The following is a 22,921-nucleotide window of genomic DNA, read 5'->3' on the forward strand; positions in this document are numbered from 1 at the left end:
CGCCGCTTATCGGGCGCGCGAAAGGCGCATACCCAGCACAGCGGGCGAATCCGAACAAGTGTTAAGGCTGTCGCGGGGGTGGCCGGGCGACGCGCGAGGAAAGCGGAAAACAACCCTGGGTTATGCCCGGTGGCGCACATCATGCTAGGTCGTTCGTCAGAGACGCACACGGTTTCATAATGGGAAGGAGCGCCAGATGTCTGTCAGACCGATCGCGGCTCTCGACCATGAGGCGCTGAACAGGCTCCATCGTCAGGTCGGCTGGCCCGAGCGGTCGCCGGCCGGATGGCGCTGGCTCGAGGCCAATCCGGCGCGGTTGGCGCTGAGCGCGCCCGCCGGTTGGGTCGTGGCCGATGATGATGACCAAGCCGTCGCCATGCTGGGCAACTTCATCCAGCGGTTTCGGCACGGCGCCCAGGACCACTTCGGCGCCACCGGCTTTTCGATCATCGTGCCGCCCAGCCAGAAGGGCGCCAGCCGGCCTCTGATCCGCACCTTTTTGAAACAGCCGGACCTGTTCGCCCGCTACACCTTCAACGCCAATGCGCGCTCGGCGCCGCTGTACGGCCTGTTCGACATGAAGCCCTGGCCGGCGCAGACCCACGGGCTGAAGCTGTCGTGGATCACCGACCGTCTGGCCTGCGCTCAGGGTCGAGGTCTGCGCCTGTTGCTGGGCCGCACCTCCGCCGAGACCGCCGCGCGTCTGGGTGAGCGGCTGATGAACGGGCGCGTGTTTGGCCAGACGCCACTGATGCTGCCGGCCGGGGTAACGGTGCTGCGCGACTTGTCGGACGCCTCGCCCTATGCGGAATTCTGGCGTCGGCTGTCGCAAGAAGATCGTCTGCTGGCGGATCGCAGTCCGGAAATCCTCCGCTGGCGGTTGGCGGACCCCGACCTGACCCTGCCACCGATCATGCTGGCCTGCGTCAAGGATAGCCGCATCGTCGGGATGGCCATGGCGCAGATGACCAAGACCAGTCTGATCGAGCCGCCCTATCTGGATATTGTCGATCTAATCGCGCTGGACACGGCGCCCGATGCGATCCCGCTTTTGACCCAGGCCTTGATCGACAACGCCCGCGCGCTGGGGGCCGCCAAGGTGCGGCTGCAAATGGTGACGCCGCGCCTGCTGGCGCAGTTGGGGGATCTGGCGAAGTCGGCGCGGCGCGAAGGCGGCTGGGGGCATTGCCACGCCATCATCGACGATCCTGCGCTGGCGGCCGCCTGGGCGCCGACGGCGTTCGACGGCGACTACGGCATCTGTTCGCGCACGCCGCCGATGCCCAAGGCCTGGGCTGCCGCCGCAATCACGCGCCCGACCTTGGGCGGGCGCGTGTCAAAGGCCTGATCAGGCGTTGGGGCGGGCCTTCAGCTCGTCGCGGATCTCGGCTAGCAGGGCCTCGGTCGCCGTCGGCGCGGCGGGCGCCGGATCGGGCTTGGCGGCTTCCTGACGACGCAGAGCGTTGATGCCCTTGACCACAAGGAAGACGACCCAGGCGACGATCAGAAACTGGATCACGGTGTTCAGGAAGGCGCCGTATTGGATCGCCACCTTCTCGACGGCCTCGGTCGCCGGGTTCTCAGCCCTCAGAACCCATTCCAGTTCCGAGAAATCGATGCCGCCGGTGATCAGGCCGATGGGCGGCATCACCACCTGATCGACCAGGCTTTTGACGATGCCGTTGAAGGCGGCGCCGATGATCACGCCGACCGCCAGGTCCACGACATTGCCCTTGACCGCGAACTCGCGAAACTCCGACAGCAGGCTCATGAGATTTCCTTGAGAATGTTAGATCAGGCGTCGCCCGAGGCGTTCAGCCGCTCGCGCAACTCCTTGCCGCTCTTGAAGAAGGGGACGGCCTTGGCGGGCACCTCGACGGTTTCGCCAGTACGCGGATTGCGACCCGCGCGCGCCGGGCGCGACCGCACAGACAGGGCGCCGAAACCGCGCAACTCGACCCGGCCGCCTTCGGACAAGGCCGAGGTCATGGTGTTGAGGATCACATTAACCAGCCGCTCGACCTCGGCGTGGGTCAGGTGGGTATTTTCGGCTGCAAGCTTCTCGATCAGTTCGGACTTGATCATCTGCGCCCCCGCGAGCTCGGAATGACGGGCTGTTTCGCCCGCCGTCGATCCAGAGCACACACCCTAACCTTCGACAGGCTCTGGAAAAAGCCCTTATCCGACAATGATGCGCGCCATTCGCAAGAAAAATGTCCGGAAGTGGACACAGGGTGTGCCAGACAGAGAAAAGGGCGACGGGATTGCTCCCGCCGCCCTCATTCTTCGTCGCTATCGCGGAGCGCGCGGCGCTCTGCTGATTGAGCGAGGCGACCGAAGGACGCGGTGCGCCCTTCGGCTTGAGCCTTACTCCTTGGTGCCGGCGTTCTTCAGCGCGGCGCCCAGGATGTCGCCCAGCGAAGCGCCCGAATCGGACGATCCGAACTGTTCGATGGCTTCCTGCTCGTCCTTCATTTCCAGCGCCTTGATCGACACCGAGACGCGGCGCGAGGCCTTGTCCACGGCGGTGATCATGGCGTCGACGCGGTCGCCGACGGCGAAGCGTTCCGGACGTTGCTCGTTGCGGTCGCGCGACAGGTCCGACTTGCGAACGAAGGCCGTGACCGGCGCGTCGTCTTCACCGAACTTCACCTCGATGCCGCCCGACTCGATCGCCGTCACGGTGACGGTGATCTGCTGGCCGCGACGATAGGTGTCGCCCTCGCCGATCGGATCGCCGCCCAGCTGCTTGATGCCCAGCGAGACGCGTTCCTTCTCGACGTCGACGTCCAGGACCTTGGCCTTGACCATCTCGCCCTTGCGGTAGCGCTGGATGGCTTCTTCACCCGACACCGACCAGTCGAGGTCGGACAGGTGCACCATGCCGTCGATGTCGTTGTCCAGGCCGATGAACAGGCCGAACTCGGTGGCGTTCTTGACTTCGCCCTCGACGGTCGAACCGATCGGGTTGTTGGCGACGAAGGCGTCCCACGGATTGTCCTGAGCCTGCTTCAGGCCCAGCGAGATGCGGCGCTTGGAGGCGTCGACATCCAGAACCACGACGTCGACTTCCTGCGAGGTCGAGACGATCTTGCCGGGGTGGACGTTCTTCTTGGTCCAGGACATTTCCGAGACGTGCACCAGGCCCTCGACACCGGCTTCCAGCTCCACGAAGGCGCCGTAGTCGGTGATGTTGGTGATGCGGCCCGTGTACTTGGCGCCGACCGGATACTTGGCTTCCACGCCGTCCCAGGGGTCCGACTGCAGTTGCTTCATGCCCAGCGAAATACGTTGGGTGTCCGGGTTGATCTTGACGATCTGGACCTTGACGGTGTCGCCGACGGCCAGAACCTGGCTCGGGTGCGAAACGCGCTTCCACGACATGTCGGTGACGTGCAGCAGGCCGTCGATACCGCCCAGGTCGACGAACGCACCGTAGTCGGTGATGTTCTTGACGACGCCTTCGCGGACTTCACCCTCGGCCAGCTGACCGACCAGCTCCGTGCGCTGTTCGGCGCGGGCTTCTTCCAGGATGGCGCGACGCGACACGACGATGTTGCCGCGCGGACGGTCCATCTTCAGGATGGCGAAGGGTTGTTCCTTGCCCATCAGCGGGCCGACGTCGCGGACCGGACGGATGTCGACTTGCGAACCGGGCAGGAAGGCCGAGGCGCCGCCCAGGTCGACGGTGAAGCCGCCCTTGACGCGACCGACGATGGCGCCGTTGACCGGCTGGCCTTCGGCGAACACGACTTCCAGACGGGTCCAGGCTTCTTCGCGACGGGCCTTGTCGCGGCTGATGACGGCTTCGCCCAGGGCGTTCTCGACGCGCTCCAGGTAAACCTCGACGTTGTCGCCGACCTTGGGCAGGGCGCCGTCGTCGCCTTGGCCGAATTCGCGCATGGCGATGCGGCCTTCGGTCTTCAGACCGACGTCGATGATGACGATGTCTTTTTCGATGCCGACGACGCGGCCGTGCACGACCTGGCCTTCGCCGAAGTCGCGACCCGACAGTTGTTCGTCGAGCAGCGCCGAGAAGTCGTCGCGCGTGGGGTTGAGAGTATCAGACATGAAGCTCTGGTGTTTCCAGTGGGGCTGTGGCGCGTGACCGAAGGACGATCCCGCGCGAGGTGGACCCCTGACGCAGCGAAAGGCGGCGCGCGGGGCGATGGGAAAAGATGGAATCAGGTCGTCGGGATGCGAGGCCGTTCAGAACGATCAAAACGCCCGCGGAGGCCGAGGGTGGGAGCGTTGGATTTGCGAGGGCAGGTCAGAGACCATGTTTCGCGCGCGCCGCCTCGACGATACGGCGGGCCGCATCGAAGGCGGCTTCTATACCCAGATCGGTCGTATCCAGCAAGACCGCGTCATCGGCCTGAATCATCGGGGCTGCCCCGCGCCCGGCGTCGCGCTCGTCGCGGCGCTGGATATCGGCCAGCATGGCGTCGAAGGCGATCTCCGATCCGCGCGCCGTCAGCTGCTTCCAGCGGCGCGTGGCCCGCACTTCGGGCGTCGCGGTCACGAACAGTTTGGCCTGAGCGTTCGGCGCAATCACCGTGCCGATGTCGCGCCCGTCGAGAACGGCGCCCCCTGCCTGGGCCGCGAACGCCTGCTGCAGTTCCAGCAGAGCCGCGCGAACGCCGGCGAAGCTGGCGACACGGCTGGCGGCCTCGCCCGCCTCGCCCGTCGTCAGACGCGGATCGTCCGACAGACCCGCCGCGTCGAGGCCCCGCGCCGCCTGCGTCGCCGCCGCCTCGTCATCCAGGGATCCGCCGTCCGCCAGCACCTTTGCGCCCACGGCCCGGTACAGCAGCCCCGTATCCAGATGCGGCAGGCCATAGGTTTGGGCCAGGCGCGCGGCGATGGTCCCCTTGCCAGAGGCGGCCGGTCCGTCGACGGCGATGACGAGAGGCTGTGTCAGGGTGGATCTTCCGAGATTTCGCGAGCGCCGACAGCGCCCAAGCGACGATGTTCAGGAGAAGGGAACGCCTAGCCTTTCCTTGCCCAGCTACACAAGCTCAAGTGCTATTCTTGCCCTGAGCGAATAAGTTTGGGTTGCGCCGACCAACCCAGGGCGCTCACAGCGCAAAGCACGCCAAAAAGCACCGAAGGCATCATCCCCCTGAGGATGACGATCGTCTTAAATTCACGTGGATGCTGGCTGCGAGAGACCCTGTAGAAGCCGAACCCGTTGACCTCGAACCCTTTATTTTCAAGCATCTTGGCGTAACGTGGCTTCGTTTGGTCCCAAGTCTCGCCGTCACCGAGATCAATAAACGATGCAACTGCCCATAGGATAAACAGACAGCCGGCAAACGTCGCCAACCTAGCCAGAACCCGGCGCGAGGCCCGGCCTTCGGTCACGCGATCCGCCCGCCCAGCCCGTTCATCATCTCGACGAAGCCGGGAAAGCTCGTGGCGATCATGCCGGGCTCGTCGACCGAGACCGGCTGTTCAGCGGCCAGCCCCAGGACCAGATGGCTCATGGCGATGCGGTGGTCGTGGGCGGTATGGACCAGGCCGCCGCCGCGCACCGCCCCGCCCCAGCCGGCGCCGGTGACGATGAAGCCTTCCGGCTCCTCCTCGACCTGAACCCCGCAGGCGCGCAGGCCCTCGACCATCAGCGAGATCCGGTCGCTTTCCTTGACCCGCATCTCGCCCACGCCACGCATGATAGTGACGCCGTCCGCAAAGGCCGCCGTCGCCGCCAGGATCGGATATTCGTCGATCATCGAGGCGGCGCGATCCTCAGGCACGACCACGCCCTTCAGGGACGAATGGCGGGCGGTGATGTCGCCGACCTCTTCGCCCCCGGCCTCACGCCGGTTGGTGATGGTCAGGTCGGCGCCCATCTCGATCCAGGTGTCGAACAGGCCGGTGCGAAGCGGGTTCAGCATCACGCCCTCGACCGTGACCTCCGACCCCGGAACGATCAGACCGGTCGCCAGGGGAAACGCCGCCGAGGACGGATCGCCCGGCACGGCGACGAAGGTCCCGGTCAGGGCCTGACCGCCCTTCAGAGTCACCTTCCAGCCCTCGCCCTTCTCCTCGACGCCCACCTCGGCGCCGAAGGCCCGCAGCATCCGCTCGGTGTGGTCGCGGCTCTTTTCGGGCTCGACCACCGAGGTGACGCCCTCGGCGTTCAGCCCCGCCAGCAGGATGGCCGACTTAACCTGGGCCGAAGCCACCGTCTGCACATAGTCGATGGCCTTCAACGTGCCGCCGGTCAGGGCCACCGGCAACCGATCCTCGGCCGCCTGCCAGTCGAACGCCGCGCCCATGTCGGCCAGCGGTCCCGTGACCCGCTTCATCGGACGCTTTCTCAGCGAACCGTCGCCATCGAAGGTCGCCGTCAGCGGATAGCCGGCCGCCGCCCCCATCAGCAGCCGCACCCCGGTTCCGGCGTTGCCGCAGTCGATCACCGACGCCGGCGTCTTAAAGCCCCCCGCCCCCTCGATCCGCCATCTGCCGTCGCCGGTCCGCTCGACCTTGGCGCCGAAGGCCTCGACCGCGCGGGCGGTGGCCAGGACGTCGTCGCCTTCCAGAAGACCCTCGACCTCAGTCACGCCCGACGCCATTCCGCCCAGGATCATCGACCGGTGCGACATCGACTTGTCGCCCGGCGCGCGGACCTTTCCGGTCAGGGCGGATGCGCGGCGCGAAGTCAGTTGGGACGGCATGATCACCCGCTTCAGGCTGTATTGTGCGAAGGGCCGCGCGGGCGGCGCGAAAGACAGCTTTTGACAGCGGGTCAAAGGGGTGGCAAGGGACCGCCCCGAATTCAACCCGTTGAAAGCATCCAAACGTGGCCAATCCCGAACTGGGCGCCAAACAGGTCTGCCCCAACTGCCAGGCGAAGTTTTACGACCTGAACCGTCGCCCTGCACACTGCCCCAAATGCGGAACCGACTTCGATCCGGAAGAGGCGATGAAGCTGCGCAGCCGCCGCGCCCGTCCCGGTTATCCGTCCGACGATGAGGACACGGAAGACCAGGTCAAGGACAAGAAGGTCGACGGCGACGAGGACGAGGAAGACGACGTCAAGACGCCGGAAATCGACGAGGAAGGCCACGAGCCGATCCTGACGCCGGACGACGAGGACGAAGACTCCCCGGCCGACGCCTCGGAAGAAGCCGGCATGGGCTCGACCGACGGCGACGACGATCTGCTGGCCGACGACGATGACGACTCCGTGCCGTTCATCGAGGACGAAGACGACGACTCGATCGACGACGAGATCGCCAAGCCGTCGCGCGACGACGACTGATTTTCGGGCCTATCGCGCTTCGCGCGACATGAGGCCTGACTTGTTCGGGGCTTGTGGATAGGCTCAGATTCTTGTTGCACCCGCCGCATTTCCCGTTAGGGAGACGCGGCGGGACAGCAGGCCTTTCGGACCTTTCGGTTTGAAAAACCTGCGTATTTTCACCCTTGGGAACGCGGTGAAAATAAATCTCGAAACGGGCTTGATCGCAGAAAAAGCCTGACCTAGTTTCCGCCGCCTCGCCGGGGGCCATCGCAAGATGAACCGGGCGATCCAGACCGACAGGTCCGGGGCTTTAGCTCAGTTGGTAGAGCGCTTGCATGGCATGCAAGAGGTCAGCGGTTCGACTCCGCTAAGCTCCACCATCGTCACCTCCGAGCACCGCAAGGTGTTCGGAGGGACGGCCATCTTCCCCCACATTTTCGATCCGCAGAAGTCGCCGTTCGGCGCGACCAGCCGCCCGCCTCTCGTCCGATGACAGATGCGGCAGGCGGCTCGATCCGAGCCTCCCGCCGCGACAGCCGCCGATCAGTTCTCGACTTCGGTCGTTCCCTGGCGGAACTCTTCGGCCGGCACGAAGGCCGAGCCGTCTTCATCCAGCACCCAGACGCCGATCAGCGCGGGGTGATCCGGGGTGACGTCTTCGTCCAGCAGGTCGCCCTCATAGACGCCGACATTGCTGTAATCGAAATCCAGCAGCAGCTGTTCGGCCATGTCGATCATTTCGTCGGCCATGCGGCGTGCATAACCCACCGCCTCGCTGGCGTCGGAAAAGTCGTCCGTCAGCGTATTGACCTCTGCGGCCTCGCTGCCCTGAACGGCGCTGGTGGTGACGATGGTGAATGCGGACATGGTGATCTTTCTTGAGTCTAAGGACTTCACCTAGCCCGTTTGGTCCCGCAACACGTGGAAATTCGGTTGCGCCATCGACGCTATCGATCGGCCCCGCCCCGATCGTTGCGCTTGGTCGCGCGATAGACCTTCTGCAGGCCGCCCAACCGCCGACGTTCTGCAGCCTTGGCGATCCGTTCCGCCTTGTCCCCCGTCGCCGCCAGTTCCGACTTCAGCTTCTGGAAATGCGCCCAGCGCGATCCCTCCAGCGTACCATCGGCCAGGGCCGCCTGGACAGCGCATCCCGGCTCGCTCACATGGCCGCAGTTGGTGAAGCGGCACGCCTGCATCAGCTGTTCGATGTCGTCGAAGACCGCTTCCACACCCTCTTCGGCGTCGATCAGGCCCACTTCGCGAATGCCGGGCGTGTCGATGATGAGACCGCCGCCGGGCAGCGGGAGCAGCTGGCGGTGGCTGGTGGTATGCCGTCCCTGGTCGTCGGATGCGCGGATCGCCTGGGTCGCCATCCGATCCTCGTTCAGGAAGGCGTTGACCAGGGTAGACTTGCCGACACCCGACGAGCCGATCAGGACACAGGTCTCGCCCGGCTTCACCTGAAGACGCAGCGCCTCAAGGCCGACGCCTTTGCGCGCCGAGACGGTCAGGACCAGGGCCTGCGTCTCCAGCGCCGCCACCTGAGCGGCCTCGGCTTGGGGGTCGGCGCTGAGATCCGACTTCGTCAGAACGAGGACAGGCCGCGCTCCGCTGTCCATCGCCGCAGCCAGGAAACGCTGGATCCGACGCGGATTCAGATCCGCATTCATCGAGGTGACGACGAAGGCCACGTCGATATTGGCCGCCAGGATCTGGGTTCGACGCACGCTGTCGGCCGCCCGTCTCACGAAGGCCGTGCGGCGAGGCAGGACGGCGTGGATGGTGGCGGCGCCGTCCTGAGGGTTCGGCGACAGCGCCACCCAATCGCCGACGGCAGGGGGCCCAGTCTCCTGAGCCTCGTGCCGAAGCCGGCCTGACGCCTTGGCTTGAAGCTCGCCCGCATCCGTGGCGACCAAATAGCCGTTGCGATGTTGGAGGATGACGCGGCCCGGCGTGTGACCGGCATGGGCATGCGGCGCGAACACGGTCGCCCAGACCTCGGACCATCCATACTGTTCGATCAAGTCAACGGCATCCCTGTCGCTCGCGCTCCTCAGCCGCCTTGTGCTGAACACTGTCCCAAAGCCTTGCCAGTCGGCGGGGCCGCGAACAAGCACACTGGCCTTCACCCTTCACGACAAAGAGACCGGCCGGTCGATCTCTGAGCGAACGGCTGCGTGCTTAAAGCAGCGTGGCGGCCAGATTGACGGTCAGCGCCAGGATGACGGCGTTGAAGAACCAGGCGATCAGGCTGTGAAACGTCGCCAGGCCGCGCAGCTTGCGGCTGGAGATCTGCACATCGGCCGTCTGGTTCGCCACGCCGATGATCAGGGCGAAGTGCAGAAAGTCCCAGTAGTCCGCGTCCTCCTCGCCCGGAAAGATCAGCCCGCCCTGATCGCCCTTGCCGTCGTCACGCGGGGCATAGAAGCCGTGGGCGTAATGCAGGGCGAAGATGATGTGGACGTACAGCCACGACAGGCCGACGGTGCACACTGAGAACACCGCCTGCCCCACCGTCGGCTTGCCGTCGCTGGCCACCATGGCAAGGACCAGGACCACGACGCTGGCCACGGCCGCCGCCATACTGAGCGGCAGGACCAGAACGCCCGCCTGATCCAGTTCCGCCGCGCGGCGCCGGATCGCCTCTTGCGAACGCGCCTTGAAGATTCGTGCAAAGGTCGCGACGAGGAAGGTCGCCACGCCCGCGTCCCAGCCAGCCGCCAGTCGCATCGGCCAGCCGAGGCTGGCCGGCGCCAGCGCCGCAACGGCCGCCAGCACCAGCAGCCCGAGCCATAGCGACAAATGTAGACGGAACAGGCGCGCGACAGATCCCATGCCCGCGAGATTGCGCATTCCTGGTCGCACGTCCAGCGACCACGCGGCCTGCGGAGCGGTGGCGACCGAAAGGATTTCCGTCTCATTGAGGGACATGTCTGTCGGCGACGTCATAGAAGTGTCGGTTATCGTTTCGGGGGAAACGCGAATGCTGGTGTCGATCGTGATCGGCGAGGCTCTTTATCTGGCGCATCGCTGTCGGCGGGCGTTGATCGCCTCGCCCGTGGTGCTGGTAGGCCTCTGGGCCGTGATGACCGTCATGCCGCACGGCTCGGTTCATCTGCCGAACTGACGAGAAGCTGTCGGCGGTCATTTCAGGCGCCGGACCGAATCCGGCGCCCCAGGCGTTGTCAGGTGTGAACCCCACGCCGAGGACGTCCTGACCGACTTCACCCCATCACCCCAACGCATCCGCGTCATCGACCTGGAGACGACCGGATCCGGCCCGCAGGACGTCTGCGAGATCGGCTGGCAGGACGTGGTGCGTGACGGGCCCGGCCCATGGCGCCTGGATGCGACGCGCGGCGCCCGTTTCGTAAATCCCGGCCGGCCGATTTCGCCCGACACCATGGCGATCCACCACATTCTGGACGAGTGGGTTCAAGACGCCGGCTATTGGAAGGCTGTCGCGCCGCCCATCCTTCGTCCCGAGGCGGGCGTGATCGCCTTGGCGGCTCATCGCGCCAGCTTCGAGCAGCGGTATTGCACCCCTGCCCTCTCAGGCGGCGCAAAGTGGATTTGCACCTGGAAATGCGCCCTGCGGCTGTGGCCCGACCTGCCGCGCTTCTCCAACCAGATGCTGCGCTATCTGCGTCGGCCCGAAGGGTTGGTGCATGAGCTCGGCTTGCCGGCGCATCGCGCCCTGCCCGACGCCTATGTCACCGCTCACCATCTGCGCGACATGCTGAACCAAACGACCGTCGAGCAGCTGCTGGTCTGGAGCCGCGAACCGGGACTGCTGCCCCGCGTGCCTACGGGCCCGGAGCGCGGCAAGGCATGGAGCGCGGTGGATGCCGACCGACTTCAGGCCCTGGCGTCGGGCCGCGACATCGACATCGCCTTCACCGCCGCGACCGAGCTTCGTCGCCGCGACCTGATTACGGACACGGCCGTCCGGACATCGGATCAAGGGCGGCTGCTCTAGGCGCAAACACCAGCCAAGGCTGATGATGACCGATCTGAAAAGAAAGGGAAATGGTGGACGCGACAGGGATTGAACCTGTGACCCCCTCGATGTCAACGAACTGCGCTCTCATTGAAAATCAAACGACGCTTGGGCGGGAACCCCATTGCGTTTGCGGCAGGTGGGGCTTCATGCTGACCTTTCTTACTCGTTTCTGGCTAGTTTTTGGTTAGCGCCGGCGAGAGTATCGCCAGCGAGCATGCTATGAGACGGCCACAATTTTTAAGGCGAACAAAGCACCTTGATGGAAGGGTTGGTGCCTCGCCCACAGTCGCATATTTACGCCGAGAATTTCCGCCCCTTCCAGTTGGATTGCCGACGTGCGTTGGTTGCGCATATGCGCAACAGATCTCCCTCACCCGCCTGCTCGGTCGCCGACGCAACAAGCCAGACATTAGCAGCAACGGGAGAACCAGAAATGGTCCACGCCAGACGATGAGCAGAAGCGGGAGTGCTCAAGGCGCCAGATTTAGAGGGCCTGATCGCGCTCGTGTGCTCTCACCACCGCGGCTGAGTTAGCTGAAGACAGTCCTTACCGATCACGACCGAGAAGATTCTGGACTGATTAACCGAAGTCAGCATCCACCGTGCCGGGTCAATTGCCGGCCTCAGCCATTCTCGGTTCCTGGTCTGGCTTATAGGTGGGCTTTGCTGGCGGAACGATGTAACTCAGCGTCACGATCCCCGCGGCGATCAGTCCAACACGCCAATTCCAGAATGCCAAGCCGAATGCCGCCCAATAGGCAGCGGCAGTTAGGCCATATTTGATGGTAAGACTGCCAAGATAAGCCTCGGTCAGCCTTCGATCGGGAAGACCTCTCGCGGTGGCGTATACCCAACGAAGAAACCACCAAGTCGCCGGTGTCGCTGCTACGCCCAGATACCATAGGGCGGCGGTGGTGCTCTCCGCATCTCCGCCGAGGTGTTCGACCAACGGTCGCGCAGGAAACGGAGTGATGCTGACGGCAGCCAGAAAGCCGATGCTCAGCAGATTGTAGCCGTGGTCGGTCTTCTCCAGCAGCTTGCCACTGAAATGGCTGTACGCCCAGTAGAGGCCGATCAGGACCACGCTGAGAACGTAGGCGCCGTACTCCGGCGCCAACTTCAGATACGCCGCTGCGAGGTCGCCCTCCTCCGGTTTCGGCGCGTGCAACTCGACCACAGGAAGGGTGAACGCGATCGCAAGTACCGCGTCCATGAACGCCTCAAGGCGATCCGATTTGCGTTCGGTTCCTTCGAGAGAGAAGATCGCCATCTGCCGCTACAGCATTTCGAGCGGGCGTCGGTCCGCTGGGCGGGGAAATGCCGCGTCGAGTGTCCCAATGTCGGCGTCTGAGAGGACGATATCCGCGGCCGCGCGGTTCTCCCGCACGTGTGCGATCGAACTCGCTTTCGGGATGGCGATGAGGCCATCGTGCCGCAACGTCCAGGAGAGTGCCACTTGGGCAGGGGTTGCACCGACCTCGGCTGCGATCTTTTCGAGAGCGGGATGGCTTGAGAGTCGTCCCTGCTCGACGGGACTATACGCCATCGCTGGCACTTTATGCTCGGCGAGCCACGGCAACAGGTCCAACTCAGGGCCTCGACGGACGAGATTGTAGAGGATCTGATCGGTCACGCAGCCATCTCCGCCCGCAGCGACAAGCTCGTCCATATCGTCGGTATCGAGGTTGCTGACACCCCAATGCCGAATCTTCCCTGCCGATTTCAGCGCCTTCATTGCCTCCACCGTCTCAGCGAGCGGCACCGATCCCCGCCAGTGGAGCAGATAGAGGTCGAGCCGATCAGTGCCGAGCCGCTTCAGGCTCGCCTCGCACGCACCGGTAAGGCGGGAGCGCGATGCGTTCTGTGGATACGCCTTGCTGACGAGGAACAACTCGTCGCGACGGTCGCCGAGCGCTTCGCAGATCAGCACTTCCGCCGCACCGTCGCCGTACATTTCCGCTGTATCGACGAGCGTCATACCCAGCTCGACACCGGCGCGCAGCGCGGCGATTTCATCGGATCGCCGCTCGGCACGCTCACCCATCTTCCAGGTGCCTTGACCCATTGAAGGAACCACTTCCCCGCCGGGCAATGTCACGTGTTTCATGTGCTTCCGTCCTATGAGATGAGTTCGACTGCTCGGTCGCGGGAGGCGGATTGGCAGATGACCACCATGTAACGATCATATCGCGGCCGGCCATCGATCGAGTGCCATTTTGGCGATGGAGAGCAGTTCGTTGATCGTAGCGCCGTCGCGCGCCTGAACGGACATGCCTTCCATGACCGTATTGATGAATTTGCCTAGCACGGCCGGATCGGTGTTGGCCGCAAGCTCGCCCCGCGCGGCGCCGCGTTGCAGACGCTCGATCAGGAGGGCCTCCGCCGCGATACGCTTGTCGCGCAGCAGGCATTCGATGGCGGCGGACGCCGGCGAAACGGCTGCCGCTGCCGAATACATGAAGCAGCCGGCCGGCGTTCCAGGTTCCGAGAATGATGACGCCGCTCGTTCCAGCAGGCCTTTGACGGCCTCGTGGGTGGACAACGCCGGATCGTTGATGGGTGCATAGAGGTGGACGCTGAACGTCGCGGCGTAGCGCTCGATTACCGCCGCAAACAGCCCCGCCTTGTTGTCAAACGCTGCATAGAGACTGGCGGCGGCGACGCCAGTCTCCGCAACCAAATCGGCCATCGATGTCGCCTCGTAGCCGCGCTGCCAGAACAGCCGCACCGCCTTGTCGAGCGCAGCGTCAGTGTCGAACACACGAGGGCGACCTACGGGGCGACGGGCTTTCGTCTCAGTCATCGCTGACGCACTATATGGAACGATCGATAAACAATATCTTGAAACTGGTGATCCACCCCCTTAATGAACGATCGTTCAATAATCAAGGAGTCTCCAATGAGCCGCATCGTCCGTATTCACGAATATGGCGACGCCAGCGTCCTCAAGATTGAAGATGTGGCGGTCCCCGCGCCCGCGGCCGACGAAGTGCAGATCGCGGTGAAGGCGATAGGCATAAACCGCGCCGAGGTGATGTTCCGCAACCATGCCTACCTTCAGGAAGCCGAGTTCCCGAGCCGCCTTGGCTATGAGGCTGCCGGCACTGTCGCTGCGGTCGGTGCGGACGTTACCGGGTTTGCGGAAGGCGAAGCCGTCAGCGTCATTCCCCCACTCGATATCGCGCGCTGGGGCACTTATGGCGAGGTCGCAAACGTGCCCGCCCGCCTCGTCGTCAAGCATCCTGCGGCGCTGTCGTTCGAGGAAGCGGCGGCCGTATGGATGCAGTATGTCACCGCCTGGGGTGCGCTGGTGGAGCAGGCGAAACTCGGCGAGGGCGATTTCGTCATCGTCACTGCTGCCTCCAGCAGCGTCGGCCTTGCTGCCTTCCAGATTGCGCGGATGGTCGGCGCGACGGTAATCGCGACGACGCGTACCGGCGCCAAGCGCCAAGCCCTGATCGATGCCGGTGCCCATCATGTCGTCGCGACCGGGGAAGAGGATCTGGTAGCGAGGGTGATGGAGATAACCGATGGTCAGGGTGCGCGCGTGGTGCTCGATCCCGTCGGAGGCCCGTCGTTCGAGCCGCTGACCGAGAGCATGGCACGCGGCGGCATCCTGCTCGAATATGGCGCGCTCAGCGGCGAACCGACGCCGTTCCCGTTGTTCTCCGTGCTGGGCAAGAGCCTCACGCTCAAGGGGTATCTCTACAGCGAGATTGTCTCGGACGATGCCGCCCTCGATCGCGCCAAGGCGTTCATCGTGGCGGGTCTGGAATCGGGCTCGCTCAAGCCGCGGATCGCGCGCACTTTCCCGCTCGACGCCATCCAGGACGCTCACCGCTTCCTCGAATCGAACGACCAGATCGGCAAGGTCGTCGTTACGGTCTGACCGGCATACCGGGGGAGTGAGCGATCGCTCCCCCTTCCCCGACAGAGAATCGGACCCTCGGAGCCCATGCCAAAGCTGCTCGTGGCGAAGGCTTGAGAGCATGACCGCAACCTCGCCCGATCAGAAAAACGCCCAGCTCTGTGCAGGATTGAAACTCCCCCCCTGTATAGTATGCTGGAGCGATTTCTCGGGAAAACGCGATGCCACATTCATCAGAGGACAAGAAGCGAGCCATCACACGCTTGCGGCGCATCAAGGGTCAGGCGGACGCTCTGGAACGCGCGATCGAAGCGGGGGCCGATTGCGCTCCCCTACTGCAGCAAATTGTCGCCATGCGCGGTGCGACAAATGGACTGATGGCAGAAGTGATGCAGAGCCATCTCAGGGAAACATTCGGTGCGGGCGCGGATCGGGCCGTCGGAGGCGCAGGTGGCGAGCACGATGACGGCGTGGAGGGCGTAATGAAGATTCTGCGTACTTATCTCAAATGACGATTTCAGGCTCATTTTCCTGCCCGTGTCCTCCCGCACTCAGAAGCCAGCCCCTGCTGCCTTCTCTGGTTTGAGATCCTCTTCAGGACACCTCTTGTATACTGCTGGGGAGTATGATAAACATACTCCCTGCCAGTATGAGAATGTCGAGGAATTTGCGCTGACGCAACAGCCTCGCGCCAGCAATCAGTTTAGTCCAACGAGGGTATCCCAACATGAAATCTCGCGCCGCTGTAGCCTTCGAGGCGGGCAAGCCACTCGAAATCGTCGAGATCGATGTCGCCCCACCCCGGAAAGGCGAAGTCCTCATACGGGTGACGCACACCGGTGTGTGCCACACCGACGCGTACACGCTGGCGGGGAGTGATCCGGAGGGTGTTTTCCCGGTGGTTCTGGGCCACGAGGGCGCGGGCATCGTTGTCGAGGTCGGCGAAGGCGTCACCAGCGTCGTGCCGGGCGATCACGTGATTCCGCTCTACACTGCCGAGTGCGGCAAGTGCGACTTCTGCCTGTCGGGCAAGACCAACCTGTGCGTCGCTGTCCGCGAAACGCAGGGCAAGGGCTTGATGCCCGATGGGACCACCCGCTTTTCGTACAATGGTCAGCCTCTCTATCATTACATGGGCTGTTCAACCTTCAGTGAATATACTGTCGTCGCCGAAGTCTCGCTCGCCAAGATCAATCCCGAGGCAAACCCCGAACATGTCTGCCTGCTCGGCTGCGGCGTCACGACCGGCATCGGCGCAGTCCACAATACCGCCAAAGTCCAGCCCGGAGACTCGGTTGCCGTGTTCGGCCTCGGCGGCATCGGCCTCGCGGCGATTCAGGGTGCGCGCCAGGCGAAGGCGGGTCGCATCATCGCCATCGACACCAATCCGTCCAAGTTCGAGCTGGCGCGCCAGTTCGGCGCGACCGAGTGCATCAACCCCAAGGACCATGACAAGCCCATCCAGCAAGTGCTGATCGAGATGACGGGCTGGGGCATCGATCATACCTTCGAGTGCATCGGCAACGTCCACGTCATGCGCGCCGCGCTTGAATCAGCGCACCGTGGCTGGGGTCAGTCGATCGTGATTGGCGTTGCCGGCGCGGGCGAGGAAATCTCCACCCGCCCATTCCAGCTCGTCACGGGCCGCGTATGGAAGGGGTCCGCTTTCGGTGGCGTCAAGGGACGGACTGAGCTCCCCGGCATGGTCGAGGACGCGATGAGAGGCGATATCGATCTGGCCCCGTTCGTAACCCACACGATGGGTTTGGAGGAGATCAACGAGGCCTTCGAACTGATGCATCAAGGCAAGTCGATCCGCTCGGTCATTCACTACTGACCCATCGATCCGAAGCGGTGCGAAGCGCTCGAATCGACAACTCTCCCGTCATCATGGCCCCCCGCCCATGATGACGGGCGCTCTGGCAAATGGGCAACGCGTCGCGATGCGGTAACAGGGGCCGAAGTGCGGTCGTTACACGCCGATAGCGGCACTGGCCAGGTCCGCCTGGCCTAGGCGCTTACCAGCGGAGTGTGTGTGGTCTCGTCGCGCGACCCAACGGGAAAAATGGTTTTCTCGTAACCTTTGTCTGATGCTGGAAAAATATTTCAAAGGCGCCGAACATCGGGCCAGCTTAGCCGTTGGATGTATTGGGTCGGAAATGCATTCATCTGCCACCCGACTGTGATGAACCACGGGCCGCACGGGCGTATAGGGCAGGAAGACTAAATTGAAGAGCAAGGATATTCACGCGACGACGCCGGCCACCGATCATGGGCATACGGGGCCGCCCGCTTGCGTGCAGGTTCGCGGCGCGCGCCAGAATAACCTCAAAAATATTGACGTCGATGTACCTCGCGACGCCTTCGTTGTGTTCACCGGCATATCGGGCTCGGGCAAGTCATCGCTGGCGTTCGGCACGCTCTACGCCGAAGCGCAGCGGCGTTATCTGGAATCGGTTGCGCCCTATGCCCGTCGCCTGATCGACCAGGCCGGCGTACCGGAGGTCGACGCGATCGACGGTTTGCCGCCTGCGGTCGCATTGCAGCAGCAGCGCGGCTCGGTCAACGCGCGATCCTCGGTCGGCAGCGTGACGACACTCTCCAGCTTGGTGCGGATGCTCTATTCGCGCGTCGGCGAATATCCGCGCCATCAGCCGATGCTCTATGCGGAAGATTTCTCCCCCAACACGGTCGCGGGGGCCTGCCCGACCTGTCACGGCATCGGGCGCGTCTATGACGCGACCGAAGAAACGATGGTGCCCGACGACACGCTGACGATCCGGGAACGCGCAGTCGCCGCCTGGCCGGCGGCATGGCATGGCCAGAACCTGCGCGATATCCTCGTGTCACTCGGCTATGACGTCGATACGCCGTGGCGCGACCTGCCGAAAAAGGATCGCGACTGGATCCTCTTCACTGAAGAGGCGCCGACGGTGCCGGTCTATGCGGGCCTGACGCCCGAACAGACCCGGACGGCGCTCAAGCGCCGCATGGAGCCGAGCTACCAGGGCACCTTCACCGGCGCGCGACGCTATGTGCTGGAAACCTTCGCCAACACGAAAAGCGCGCTGATGAAGAAGCGCGTTTCGCAATATATCATCGGCCGCGATTGCCCGACCTGCGACGGCAAGCGCCTGAAGCGCGAAGCCCTGTCGGTCAAATTCGCCGGCCTCGACATTGCCGAGTTCGGCGACCTGACGGTGCTCAAGCTGAAGGACTTGCTGATGCCCGTCGCGCATGGCGCGTATGGGGCGGTCTCAGCCCCCTCAAAGGGCCATGTTCTGGAAAAAGCGGCCCGCGATGCAGCGGTCGAACAACGGGTTGCGGCGGGCGGCTCTGCGCATAAGAGCGCGCCCGACGTACGCCGCACGCCCAATCTCTCCGACGAGAAGCGGGTCGCCGCCCAACGCCTTGCCTGCGAATTGATCGAGCGGCTAGAGCCGCTGATCGATCTTGGCCTTGGCTACATTTCGCTCGACCGCAGCACGCCGACGCTCTCCTCCGGAGAGCTGCAGCGCTTGCGGCTTGCCACGCAATTGTCGTCACAGCTTTTCGGCGTGGTCTATGTGCTTGACGAGCCTTCGGCAGGGTTGCACCCGGCAGATGGCGAAGCCTTGCTCACCATCCTCGAGCGTCTCAAGGCGGCGGGCAACTCCCTGTTCGTCGTCGAACATGATCTCGACGTGATCCGCCGCGCGGAATGGCTCGTCGATGTCGGGCCAGGAGCCGGGGAAAAGGGCGGTGAAGTCCTCTACAGCGGGCCGATAGAGGGGCTTGCCGACGTCGAGAATTCGATCACCCGCCGCTACCTGTTCGCAGAGCCGTTCCGCAGTGAGCGCACACCGCGCGATCCCAAGGCATGGCTACGCCTGGAAGGGATCAGGCGGAACAATCTCCATGGTCTCGACGTCGAGTTTCCCATCGGCTGCTTCACCGCTGTCACCGGCGTTTCGGGATCGGGCAAATCCAGTCTTGTCAGTCAGGCGCTGCTCGAGCTCGTCACGGAACACCTCGGCGGGTCCCCCGTGGCTGAGGAGGAGGATATCGATCCGCTGCTCGATCTTGCGCAGAACGACACTGAAGGACGCATTGTCGCAGGCATGGAGCATGTTCGCAGGCTGGTGCGGGTCGATCAGAAACCGATCGGCCGCACGCCGCGCTCGAACCTATCCACCTACAGCGGCATGTTCGACCATGTGCGACGGATCTTCGCTGATACGCCGCTCGCCCGCCGGCGGCACTACAGCCCGGGAAGGTTCTCGTTCAACGTCGCGCAAGGCCGCTGCCCTGTGTGCGAAGGCGAAGGATACGTCATGGTGGAGCTGCTGTTCCTGCCGAGCGTTTTTGCCCCGTGTTCGACCTGTCATGGCTCTCGCTACAACCCGCAAACGCTCGAAGTCGAATGGAATGGGCGCAATATCGCCCAGGTGCTCGAACTGACGGTCGACGATGCGTGCGATTTCTTCGCTGGCGAGGCATCTGTGATGCGCTCCCTCGACGTGTTGCGGGAGATCGGTCTTGGCTATCTGAGGCTCGGTCAGCCGGCGACCGAGCTGTCTGGCGGGGAGGCGCAGCGCATCAAGTTGGCGACTGAACTGCAACGCGCTCAACGCGGCAACACGATCTACATCCTCGACGAGCCAACTTCGGGGCTTCACCCCTCCGATGGCGACCGGCTAATGCAACACCTGCAGGGCCTCGTCGACGCCGGCAATACGGTCGTCGTCGTCGAACATGACATGCGCGCCATCACACAGGCGGACTGGATCATCGACCTGGGACCGGGGGCCGGAGAAGATGGGGGCCGTATCGTTGCCAGCGGTGTCCCTGGCGTCGTTGCGGAAGCGGAAGGCAGTGTCACCGCCCCCTATCTTAAAGCGGCGCTGTAGGTCGTGAACCTAGTCGGTATCCAGGTCGCAAGAACAGCAGAGCTAGTGTGGTGGCGGTCGGTCGGCTGGGACCGCCCGGTAACGGTCGGGAGGCCACGAGGGGACCGAACCTGGAGTCGACTATGTGAAAGAACCCGGACGCTACAATGGGTCAAGCCTAGAAGCCTATCAGAGCCGCCGAGGAGTTCACCGCGGTTGACGCGACTTAACGTTTGACTGCGCGTCCGGCGCGCCGTGTTCGTCTGATACGCGGCGTAGCGGATGACCATCATCAGCGGCCATCCGCTACGCCTGTCTCGCGTGGACCTTCTTCCGTGAGCGGGCCTCAAATGGTTTGCCGAGGCCGCCCCGTCTTTACTTGCCGGCTGCGAGCCCAGCGCTCACGCCTGCCGCGACTTCCTCTATGAGTTTGGCACAGAAGGCGGGTAAATCATCGGGGTCGCGGCTTGTGACAAGGCCGTTGTCGACTACGACTTCGTCATTGACCCATGTACCGCCGGCGTTCTCGATATCGACCTTCAGCGTTGGGTAGGACGTCAAGGAACGCCCCTTAAGCACGTCAGCCTCAATCAATGTCCAAGGTGCATGGCATATAGCCGCAACCGGTTTTTTTTGATCGAAGAAAGCCCGGATGAAACCAATTGCCTCGCCGCTGCCGCGAAGCTTGTCAGCACCGACAGTCCCTCCGGGCACAACAAGCCCGTCGAAATCGTCGGCTTTGACCTCGGCAAACGTCTTGTCGATAGTATAGCTGCCGCCCTCGTCAAGGTCGCTATTGACTGTGCGAGCCACGCCCGTTTCAAAACTGACCACCGTCACTTTTCCACCAGCGTCCTCGACAGCTTGCTTGGGCTTCGAGAATTCTGGTTCTTCCGTCCCGCGCGGTGCGATCAGAATGGCAACTGATTTGCCTTCTAAAGTCATAAGTTATTTCCTGTTCCGTCGAGGACTAAGGTCAGGCGCCCGGCTTGAGCACGACCTTGGTCCAACCAGCATCGCGCTCGTCGAAGTGCTTGTAGGCGTCTGGCGCCTGATCAAGCGGCAGTCGGTGCGAGATGATTTGGGCAGGATTGGCTCGGTCTTGCTCGATAAGCTTCATCAGTCGCCGGTTGTAGTGCTTCACATTGCACTGGCCGGTGCCGATCTTCTGGCCCTTGAACCAGAAGTTGCCGAAGTCGAACGCCATCTTGCCTTCCTTCTGCAGATCGTCGGGCGCGTTCGGGTCTTCCGGAATGAACACGCCGACGACGCCGATGCCTCCGGTGGCCTTCGTGCTTTTGACGAGGCAGTTCATCGTGTAGTTGCTGCGCTCCTTGCCGTGGCGATCGCAACACTGATACCCAACCGCCTCGACCCCCCGATCAGTCCCGAGGCCGCCCGTCGCGTCAAGGATCTGCTGGGCGGGATCGCCCTTGCGCATGTCGATCGGAATAGCGCCCATCGCCTCGGCCAGTTTTAGGCGGTCATCGTGAGAATCGACCACGAAGATCTGAGAGGCGCCGCGGATTTCGGCTGAGTGCGCGGCCATTAAACCGACCGGACCGGCGCCGTAGATCGCGATGCTTTCGCCAGGTAGGAAACCTGACAGTTCGACGCCATGCCAACCCGTCGGGAAGATGTCGGAGAGCATGACATAGTCATCCTCCTTCTCCTCAGCGTCCTCAGGCAGTTTCAGACAATTGAAGTCCGCATACGGAACGCGCATCAACTCGGCCTGACCACCTTGCCACGGACCCATCTCGGCAAAGCCATACGCTGCGCCGGCGGTTCCAGGGTTGGTCGTGAGGCAGAAACCTGTCAAACCGCGTTCGCAATTTTCGCAGAAACCGCAACCGACGTTGAACGGCATACACACGCGATCGCCCTTCTTGATGCGATCTACGGCAGAGCCGACTTCGATGACCTCGCCAAGGTTTTCGTGTCCGAAGACCTTGCCCTTCTCGAAGCTGGTACGGCCCTCATACATGTGAAGGTCCGACCCGCAGATATTGGTCGTGGTCAGCCGGATGATAACATCGGTCTGCTTTTCGATCTTGGGATCATCGATGTTATTGACAGAAACATCTTTGGGCCCGTTGTACACGACAGCTTTCACGGATCTTTTCCTTTCGCAGCTCTTCTCAACGCGTCATCAAATCGAGAGCTTGGTGATGATCCGGTCCATCGCAACGGCGGAGGACATCGCACCCTTCGAAGTGATCTCAGTTTACTGAACCTTCTGCTACCTGGGAGGTTCCGTCCCGTAGGGCCGTCCTGGGATTGATTCACCGCAGCTTTCTGAATGACCGCGCCAGAACGGCGGAATAAAGCGCCAAGCGGAGACGACCAGCGCGGCGCGGGAGGCGCGCCTGGCGCACGAGTCCGCCGCCGTCGACTGAACGGCGTCGACTGAACCGCCGTAGACTGAGCAGGCGGCACCGCGCTCCAAGGTTCAGCCGCGCGCCAACGCCTGCGCCGCAGCCTCGACCACCCTCTGGTCCTGCTTGCCGGTGCCGCCCGACACGCCCACCGCGCCGATCACCGTCTCGCCCTCCTTGATCGGCACGCCCCCGGCGAAGATCATCACCTTGCCGTCGTTAGAGGCATGGATGCCGTAGAAGTCGGCGCCCGGCTGGGCGAGCTTCGCCAGCGCCATAGTCTCGACGTCGAACGCGCGCGCCGTCCACGCCTTACCGATCGCGATGTCGACGCTGCCGCGCCACGCATCGTCCATCCGCGCGAACGCTAGAAGGCAGCCACCCGCGTCCACCACCGCGATGTTCATCGGGTTGCCGATCCGCTCGGCCTCCGCGATCCCCGCATCGATGATCGTTCCCGCGTCGTTCAGGTCGAGCGTTTGGGTAGTGCGCATGGTGTCTCCGTGGTCAATTCGTGGAACACCGCTCAACGCACGCCGCCGCGCCCGGGATTCC

23 protein-coding genes and 1 tRNA gene are annotated in these 22,921 nt (G+C 63.6%); 9 read left to right on the top strand and 15 right to left on the bottom strand.

The window, feature by feature from the left end:
* Window positions 1–196: 196 nt before the first annotated feature.
* The gene (locus tag HNP47_RS07945; protein WP_184279017.1) at window positions 197–1,348 is read left to right on the top strand and encodes an N-acetyltransferase; all 1,152 of its coding nucleotides are present in this window, start codon (window positions 197–199) and stop codon (window positions 1,346–1,348) included.
* Here the strand turns inward: HNP47_RS07945 and mscL are convergent, their stop codons facing one another.
* From mscL to aroA, 6 genes are all read right to left on the bottom strand, one after another.
* Window positions 1,349–1,771 (bottom strand): large-conductance mechanosensitive channel protein MscL, encoded by a 423-nt coding sequence (gene mscL, locus HNP47_RS07950; RefSeq protein WP_066624021.1) that lies wholly within the window; start codon window positions 1,769–1,771, stop codon window positions 1,349–1,351. It abuts the gene before it with no gap.
* Window positions 1,772–1,794: 23 nt separating this feature from the next.
* A complete protein-coding gene (locus tag HNP47_RS07955) occupies window positions 1,795–2,145 on the bottom strand; it encodes an integration host factor subunit beta (protein WP_184279018.1) in 351 nt (116 codons plus the stop codon).
* A gap of 222 nt (window positions 2,146–2,367) precedes the next feature.
* Window positions 2,368–4,071 (bottom strand): 30S ribosomal protein S1, encoded by a 1,704-nt coding sequence (gene rpsA / locus HNP47_RS07960; protein WP_066552585.1) that lies wholly within the window; start codon window positions 4,069–4,071, stop codon window positions 2,368–2,370.
* A 199-nt stretch (window positions 4,072–4,270) separates the two neighbouring features.
* The gene (gene cmk / locus HNP47_RS07965) at window positions 4,271–4,921 is read right to left on the bottom strand and encodes a (d)CMP kinase (protein ID WP_184279149.1); all 651 of its coding nucleotides are present in this window, start codon (window positions 4,919–4,921) and stop codon (window positions 4,271–4,273) included.
* Between the two features lie 104 nt (window positions 4,922–5,025).
* Window positions 5,026–5,364, bottom strand: a complete 339-nt coding sequence (locus HNP47_RS07970; RefSeq protein ID WP_184279019.1) for a hypothetical protein — start codon at window positions 5,362–5,364, stop codon at window positions 5,026–5,028.
* Complete coding sequence (aroA, locus tag HNP47_RS07975) at window positions 5,361–6,683, bottom strand: 3-phosphoshikimate 1-carboxyvinyltransferase (protein WP_409360150.1); 1,323 nt, start codon at window positions 6,681–6,683, stop codon at window positions 5,361–5,363. The genes HNP47_RS07970 and aroA overlap by 4 nt, the downstream gene beginning before the upstream one ends.
* Before the next feature lie 122 nt (window positions 6,684–6,805).
* On the opposite strand from aroA, the gene HNP47_RS07980 reads away from it, so the two are divergent.
* Both HNP47_RS07980 and HNP47_RS07985 read left to right on the top strand, forming a co-directional pair.
* On the top strand, window positions 6,806–7,267 hold the full coding sequence (locus HNP47_RS07980) for a TIGR02300 family protein (protein ID WP_055752793.1): 462 nt from the start codon (window positions 6,806–6,808) through the stop codon (window positions 7,265–7,267).
* 286 nt (window positions 7,268–7,553) lie between these two features.
* Window positions 7,554–7,629, top strand: a tRNA-Ala gene (locus HNP47_RS07985).
* 163 nt (window positions 7,630–7,792) lie between these two features.
* Here HNP47_RS07985 and HNP47_RS07990 read toward each other — a convergent pair.
* The 3 genes from HNP47_RS07990 to HNP47_RS08000 all read right to left on the bottom strand — a co-directional run bounded on the left by HNP47_RS07990 (window position 7,793) and on the right by HNP47_RS08000 (window position 10,198).
* On the bottom strand, window positions 7,793–8,116 hold the full coding sequence (locus HNP47_RS07990) for a hypothetical protein (protein WP_184279021.1): 324 nt from the start codon (window positions 8,114–8,116) through the stop codon (window positions 7,793–7,795).
* Window positions 8,117–8,196: 80 nt separating this feature from the next.
* The gene (gene rsgA / locus HNP47_RS07995) at window positions 8,197–9,273 is read right to left on the bottom strand and encodes a ribosome small subunit-dependent GTPase A (protein WP_184279022.1); all 1,077 of its coding nucleotides are present in this window, start codon (window positions 9,271–9,273) and stop codon (window positions 8,197–8,199) included.
* A gap of 157 nt (window positions 9,274–9,430) precedes the next feature.
* Window positions 9,431–10,198 (bottom strand): DUF1345 domain-containing protein, encoded by a 768-nt coding sequence (locus tag HNP47_RS08000; RefSeq protein ID WP_260394651.1) that lies wholly within the window; start codon window positions 10,196–10,198, stop codon window positions 9,431–9,433.
* 34 nt (window positions 10,199–10,232) lie between these two features.
* Between HNP47_RS08000 and HNP47_RS08005 the strand changes: the two genes are divergently transcribed.
* Both HNP47_RS08005 and HNP47_RS08010 read left to right on the top strand, forming a co-directional pair.
* Window positions 10,233–10,376 (top strand): hypothetical protein, encoded by a 144-nt coding sequence (locus tag HNP47_RS08005; protein WP_153925618.1) that lies wholly within the window; start codon window positions 10,233–10,235, stop codon window positions 10,374–10,376.
* A gap of 189 nt (window positions 10,377–10,565) precedes the next feature.
* Window positions 10,566–11,228, top strand: coding sequence for a DNA polymerase III subunit epsilon (locus HNP47_RS08010; protein WP_311770047.1), 663 nt, complete (start codon window positions 10,566–10,568; stop codon window positions 11,226–11,228).
* A gap of 634 nt (window positions 11,229–11,862) precedes the next feature.
* Here HNP47_RS08010 and HNP47_RS08015 read toward each other — a convergent pair.
* The 3 genes from HNP47_RS08015 to HNP47_RS08025 all read right to left on the bottom strand — a co-directional run bounded on the left by HNP47_RS08015 (window position 11,863) and on the right by HNP47_RS08025 (window position 14,013).
* Window positions 11,863–12,522 carry a TMEM175 family protein gene (locus HNP47_RS08015; protein WP_184279023.1) on the bottom strand — a complete coding sequence of 220 codons (660 nt, stop codon included), beginning with the start codon at window positions 12,520–12,522 and terminating at the stop codon, window positions 11,863–11,865.
* A 6-nt stretch (window positions 12,523–12,528) separates the two neighbouring features.
* A complete protein-coding gene (locus tag HNP47_RS08020; RefSeq protein ID WP_184279024.1) occupies window positions 12,529–13,359 on the bottom strand; it encodes an aldo/keto reductase in 831 nt (276 codons plus the stop codon).
* Between the two features lie 75 nt (window positions 13,360–13,434).
* On the bottom strand, window positions 13,435–14,013 hold the full coding sequence (locus HNP47_RS08025) for a TetR/AcrR family transcriptional regulator (RefSeq protein WP_240612092.1): 579 nt from the start codon (window positions 14,011–14,013) through the stop codon (window positions 13,435–13,437).
* A gap of 138 nt (window positions 14,014–14,151) precedes the next feature.
* Between HNP47_RS08025 and HNP47_RS08030 the strand changes: the two genes are divergently transcribed.
* The 4 genes from HNP47_RS08030 (at window position 14,152) to HNP47_RS16525 (ending at window position 20,009) form a co-directional block, all read left to right on the top strand.
* Window positions 14,152–15,141: a zinc-dependent alcohol dehydrogenase family protein gene (locus HNP47_RS08030; protein WP_184279025.1), complete on the top strand. Its 990-nt coding sequence runs from the start codon at window positions 14,152–14,154 to the stop codon at window positions 15,139–15,141.
* Window positions 15,142–15,341: 200 nt separating this feature from the next.
* Complete coding sequence (locus HNP47_RS08035; RefSeq protein WP_184279026.1) at window positions 15,342–15,632, top strand: metal/formaldehyde-sensitive transcriptional repressor; 291 nt, start codon at window positions 15,342–15,344, stop codon at window positions 15,630–15,632.
* 215 nt (window positions 15,633–15,847) lie between these two features.
* The gene (locus HNP47_RS08040; protein WP_088582808.1) at window positions 15,848–16,957 is read left to right on the top strand and encodes an S-(hydroxymethyl)glutathione dehydrogenase/class III alcohol dehydrogenase; all 1,110 of its coding nucleotides are present in this window, start codon (window positions 15,848–15,850) and stop codon (window positions 16,955–16,957) included.
* A gap of 460 nt (window positions 16,958–17,417) precedes the next feature.
* A complete protein-coding gene (locus tag HNP47_RS16525) occupies window positions 17,418–20,009 on the top strand; it encodes an excinuclease ABC subunit UvrA (protein ID WP_184279152.1) in 2,592 nt (863 codons plus the stop codon).
* A 354-nt stretch (window positions 20,010–20,363) separates the two neighbouring features.
* On the opposite strand, the gene HNP47_RS08050 is transcribed toward HNP47_RS16525, so the two are convergent.
* From HNP47_RS08050 to HNP47_RS08060, 3 genes are all read right to left on the bottom strand, one after another.
* Complete coding sequence (locus HNP47_RS08050; protein WP_184279027.1) at window positions 20,364–20,933, bottom strand: type 1 glutamine amidotransferase domain-containing protein; 570 nt, start codon at window positions 20,931–20,933, stop codon at window positions 20,364–20,366.
* A 31-nt stretch (window positions 20,934–20,964) separates the two neighbouring features.
* Window positions 20,965–22,104: a glutathione-independent formaldehyde dehydrogenase gene (locus HNP47_RS16530; RefSeq protein ID WP_184279028.1), complete on the bottom strand. Its 1,140-nt coding sequence runs from the start codon at window positions 22,102–22,104 to the stop codon at window positions 20,965–20,967.
* 336 nt (window positions 22,105–22,440) lie between these two features.
* Window positions 22,441–22,860 carry a heme-binding protein gene (locus HNP47_RS08060; protein ID WP_184279029.1) on the bottom strand — a complete coding sequence of 140 codons (420 nt, stop codon included), beginning with the start codon at window positions 22,858–22,860 and terminating at the stop codon, window positions 22,441–22,443.
* Window positions 22,861–22,921 lie beyond the last annotated feature (61 nt).

The sequence above is a fragment of the Brevundimonas vesicularis genome (assembly GCF_014204545.1).
In the GTDB taxonomy this organism is placed as follows: Bacteria; Pseudomonadota; Alphaproteobacteria; order Caulobacterales; family Caulobacteraceae; genus Brevundimonas; species Brevundimonas vesicularis_B.

Excerpts from the sequence above, each read along its gene's own strand:
- HNP47_RS07990 (WP_184279021.1), bottom strand. The coding sequence starts at position 8,116 with ATGTCCGCATTCACCATCGTCACCACCAGCGCCGTTCAGGGCAGCGAG.
- mscL (WP_066624021.1), bottom strand. The coding sequence starts at position 1,771 with ATGAGCCTGCTGTCGGAGTTTCGCGAGTTCGCGGTCAAGGGCAATGTC.
- HNP47_RS08035 (WP_184279026.1), top strand. The coding sequence starts at position 15,342 with ATGCCACATTCATCAGAGGACAAGAAGCGAGCCATCACACGCTTGCGG.
- HNP47_RS08015 (WP_184279023.1), bottom strand. The coding sequence starts at position 12,522 with ATGGCGATCTTCTCTCTCGAAGGAACCGAACGCAAATCGGATCGCCTT.
- HNP47_RS08000 (WP_260394651.1), bottom strand. The coding sequence starts at position 10,198 with ATGACGTCGCCGACAGACATGTCCCTCAATGAGACGGAAATCCTTTCG.
- rpsA (WP_066552585.1), bottom strand. The coding sequence starts at position 4,071 with ATGTCTGATACTCTCAACCCCACGCGCGACGACTTCTCGGCGCTGCTC.
- HNP47_RS08005 (WP_153925618.1), top strand. The coding sequence starts at position 10,233 with ATGCTGGTGTCGATCGTGATCGGCGAGGCTCTTTATCTGGCGCATCGC.
- HNP47_RS08040 (WP_088582808.1), top strand. The coding sequence starts at position 15,848 with ATGAAATCTCGCGCCGCTGTAGCCTTCGAGGCGGGCAAGCCACTCGAA.
- HNP47_RS08030 (WP_184279025.1), top strand. The coding sequence starts at position 14,152 with ATGAGCCGCATCGTCCGTATTCACGAATATGGCGACGCCAGCGTCCTC.
- HNP47_RS08050 (WP_184279027.1), bottom strand. The coding sequence starts at position 20,933 with ATGACTTTAGAAGGCAAATCAGTTGCCATTCTGATCGCACCGCGCGGG.
- HNP47_RS08060 (WP_184279029.1), bottom strand. The coding sequence starts at position 22,860 with ATGCGCACTACCCAAACGCTCGACCTGAACGACGCGGGAACGATCATC.
- HNP47_RS08020 (WP_184279024.1), bottom strand. The coding sequence starts at position 13,359 with ATGAAACACGTGACATTGCCCGGCGGGGAAGTGGTTCCTTCAATGGGT.
- HNP47_RS07945 (WP_184279017.1), top strand. The coding sequence starts at position 197 with ATGTCTGTCAGACCGATCGCGGCTCTCGACCATGAGGCGCTGAACAGG.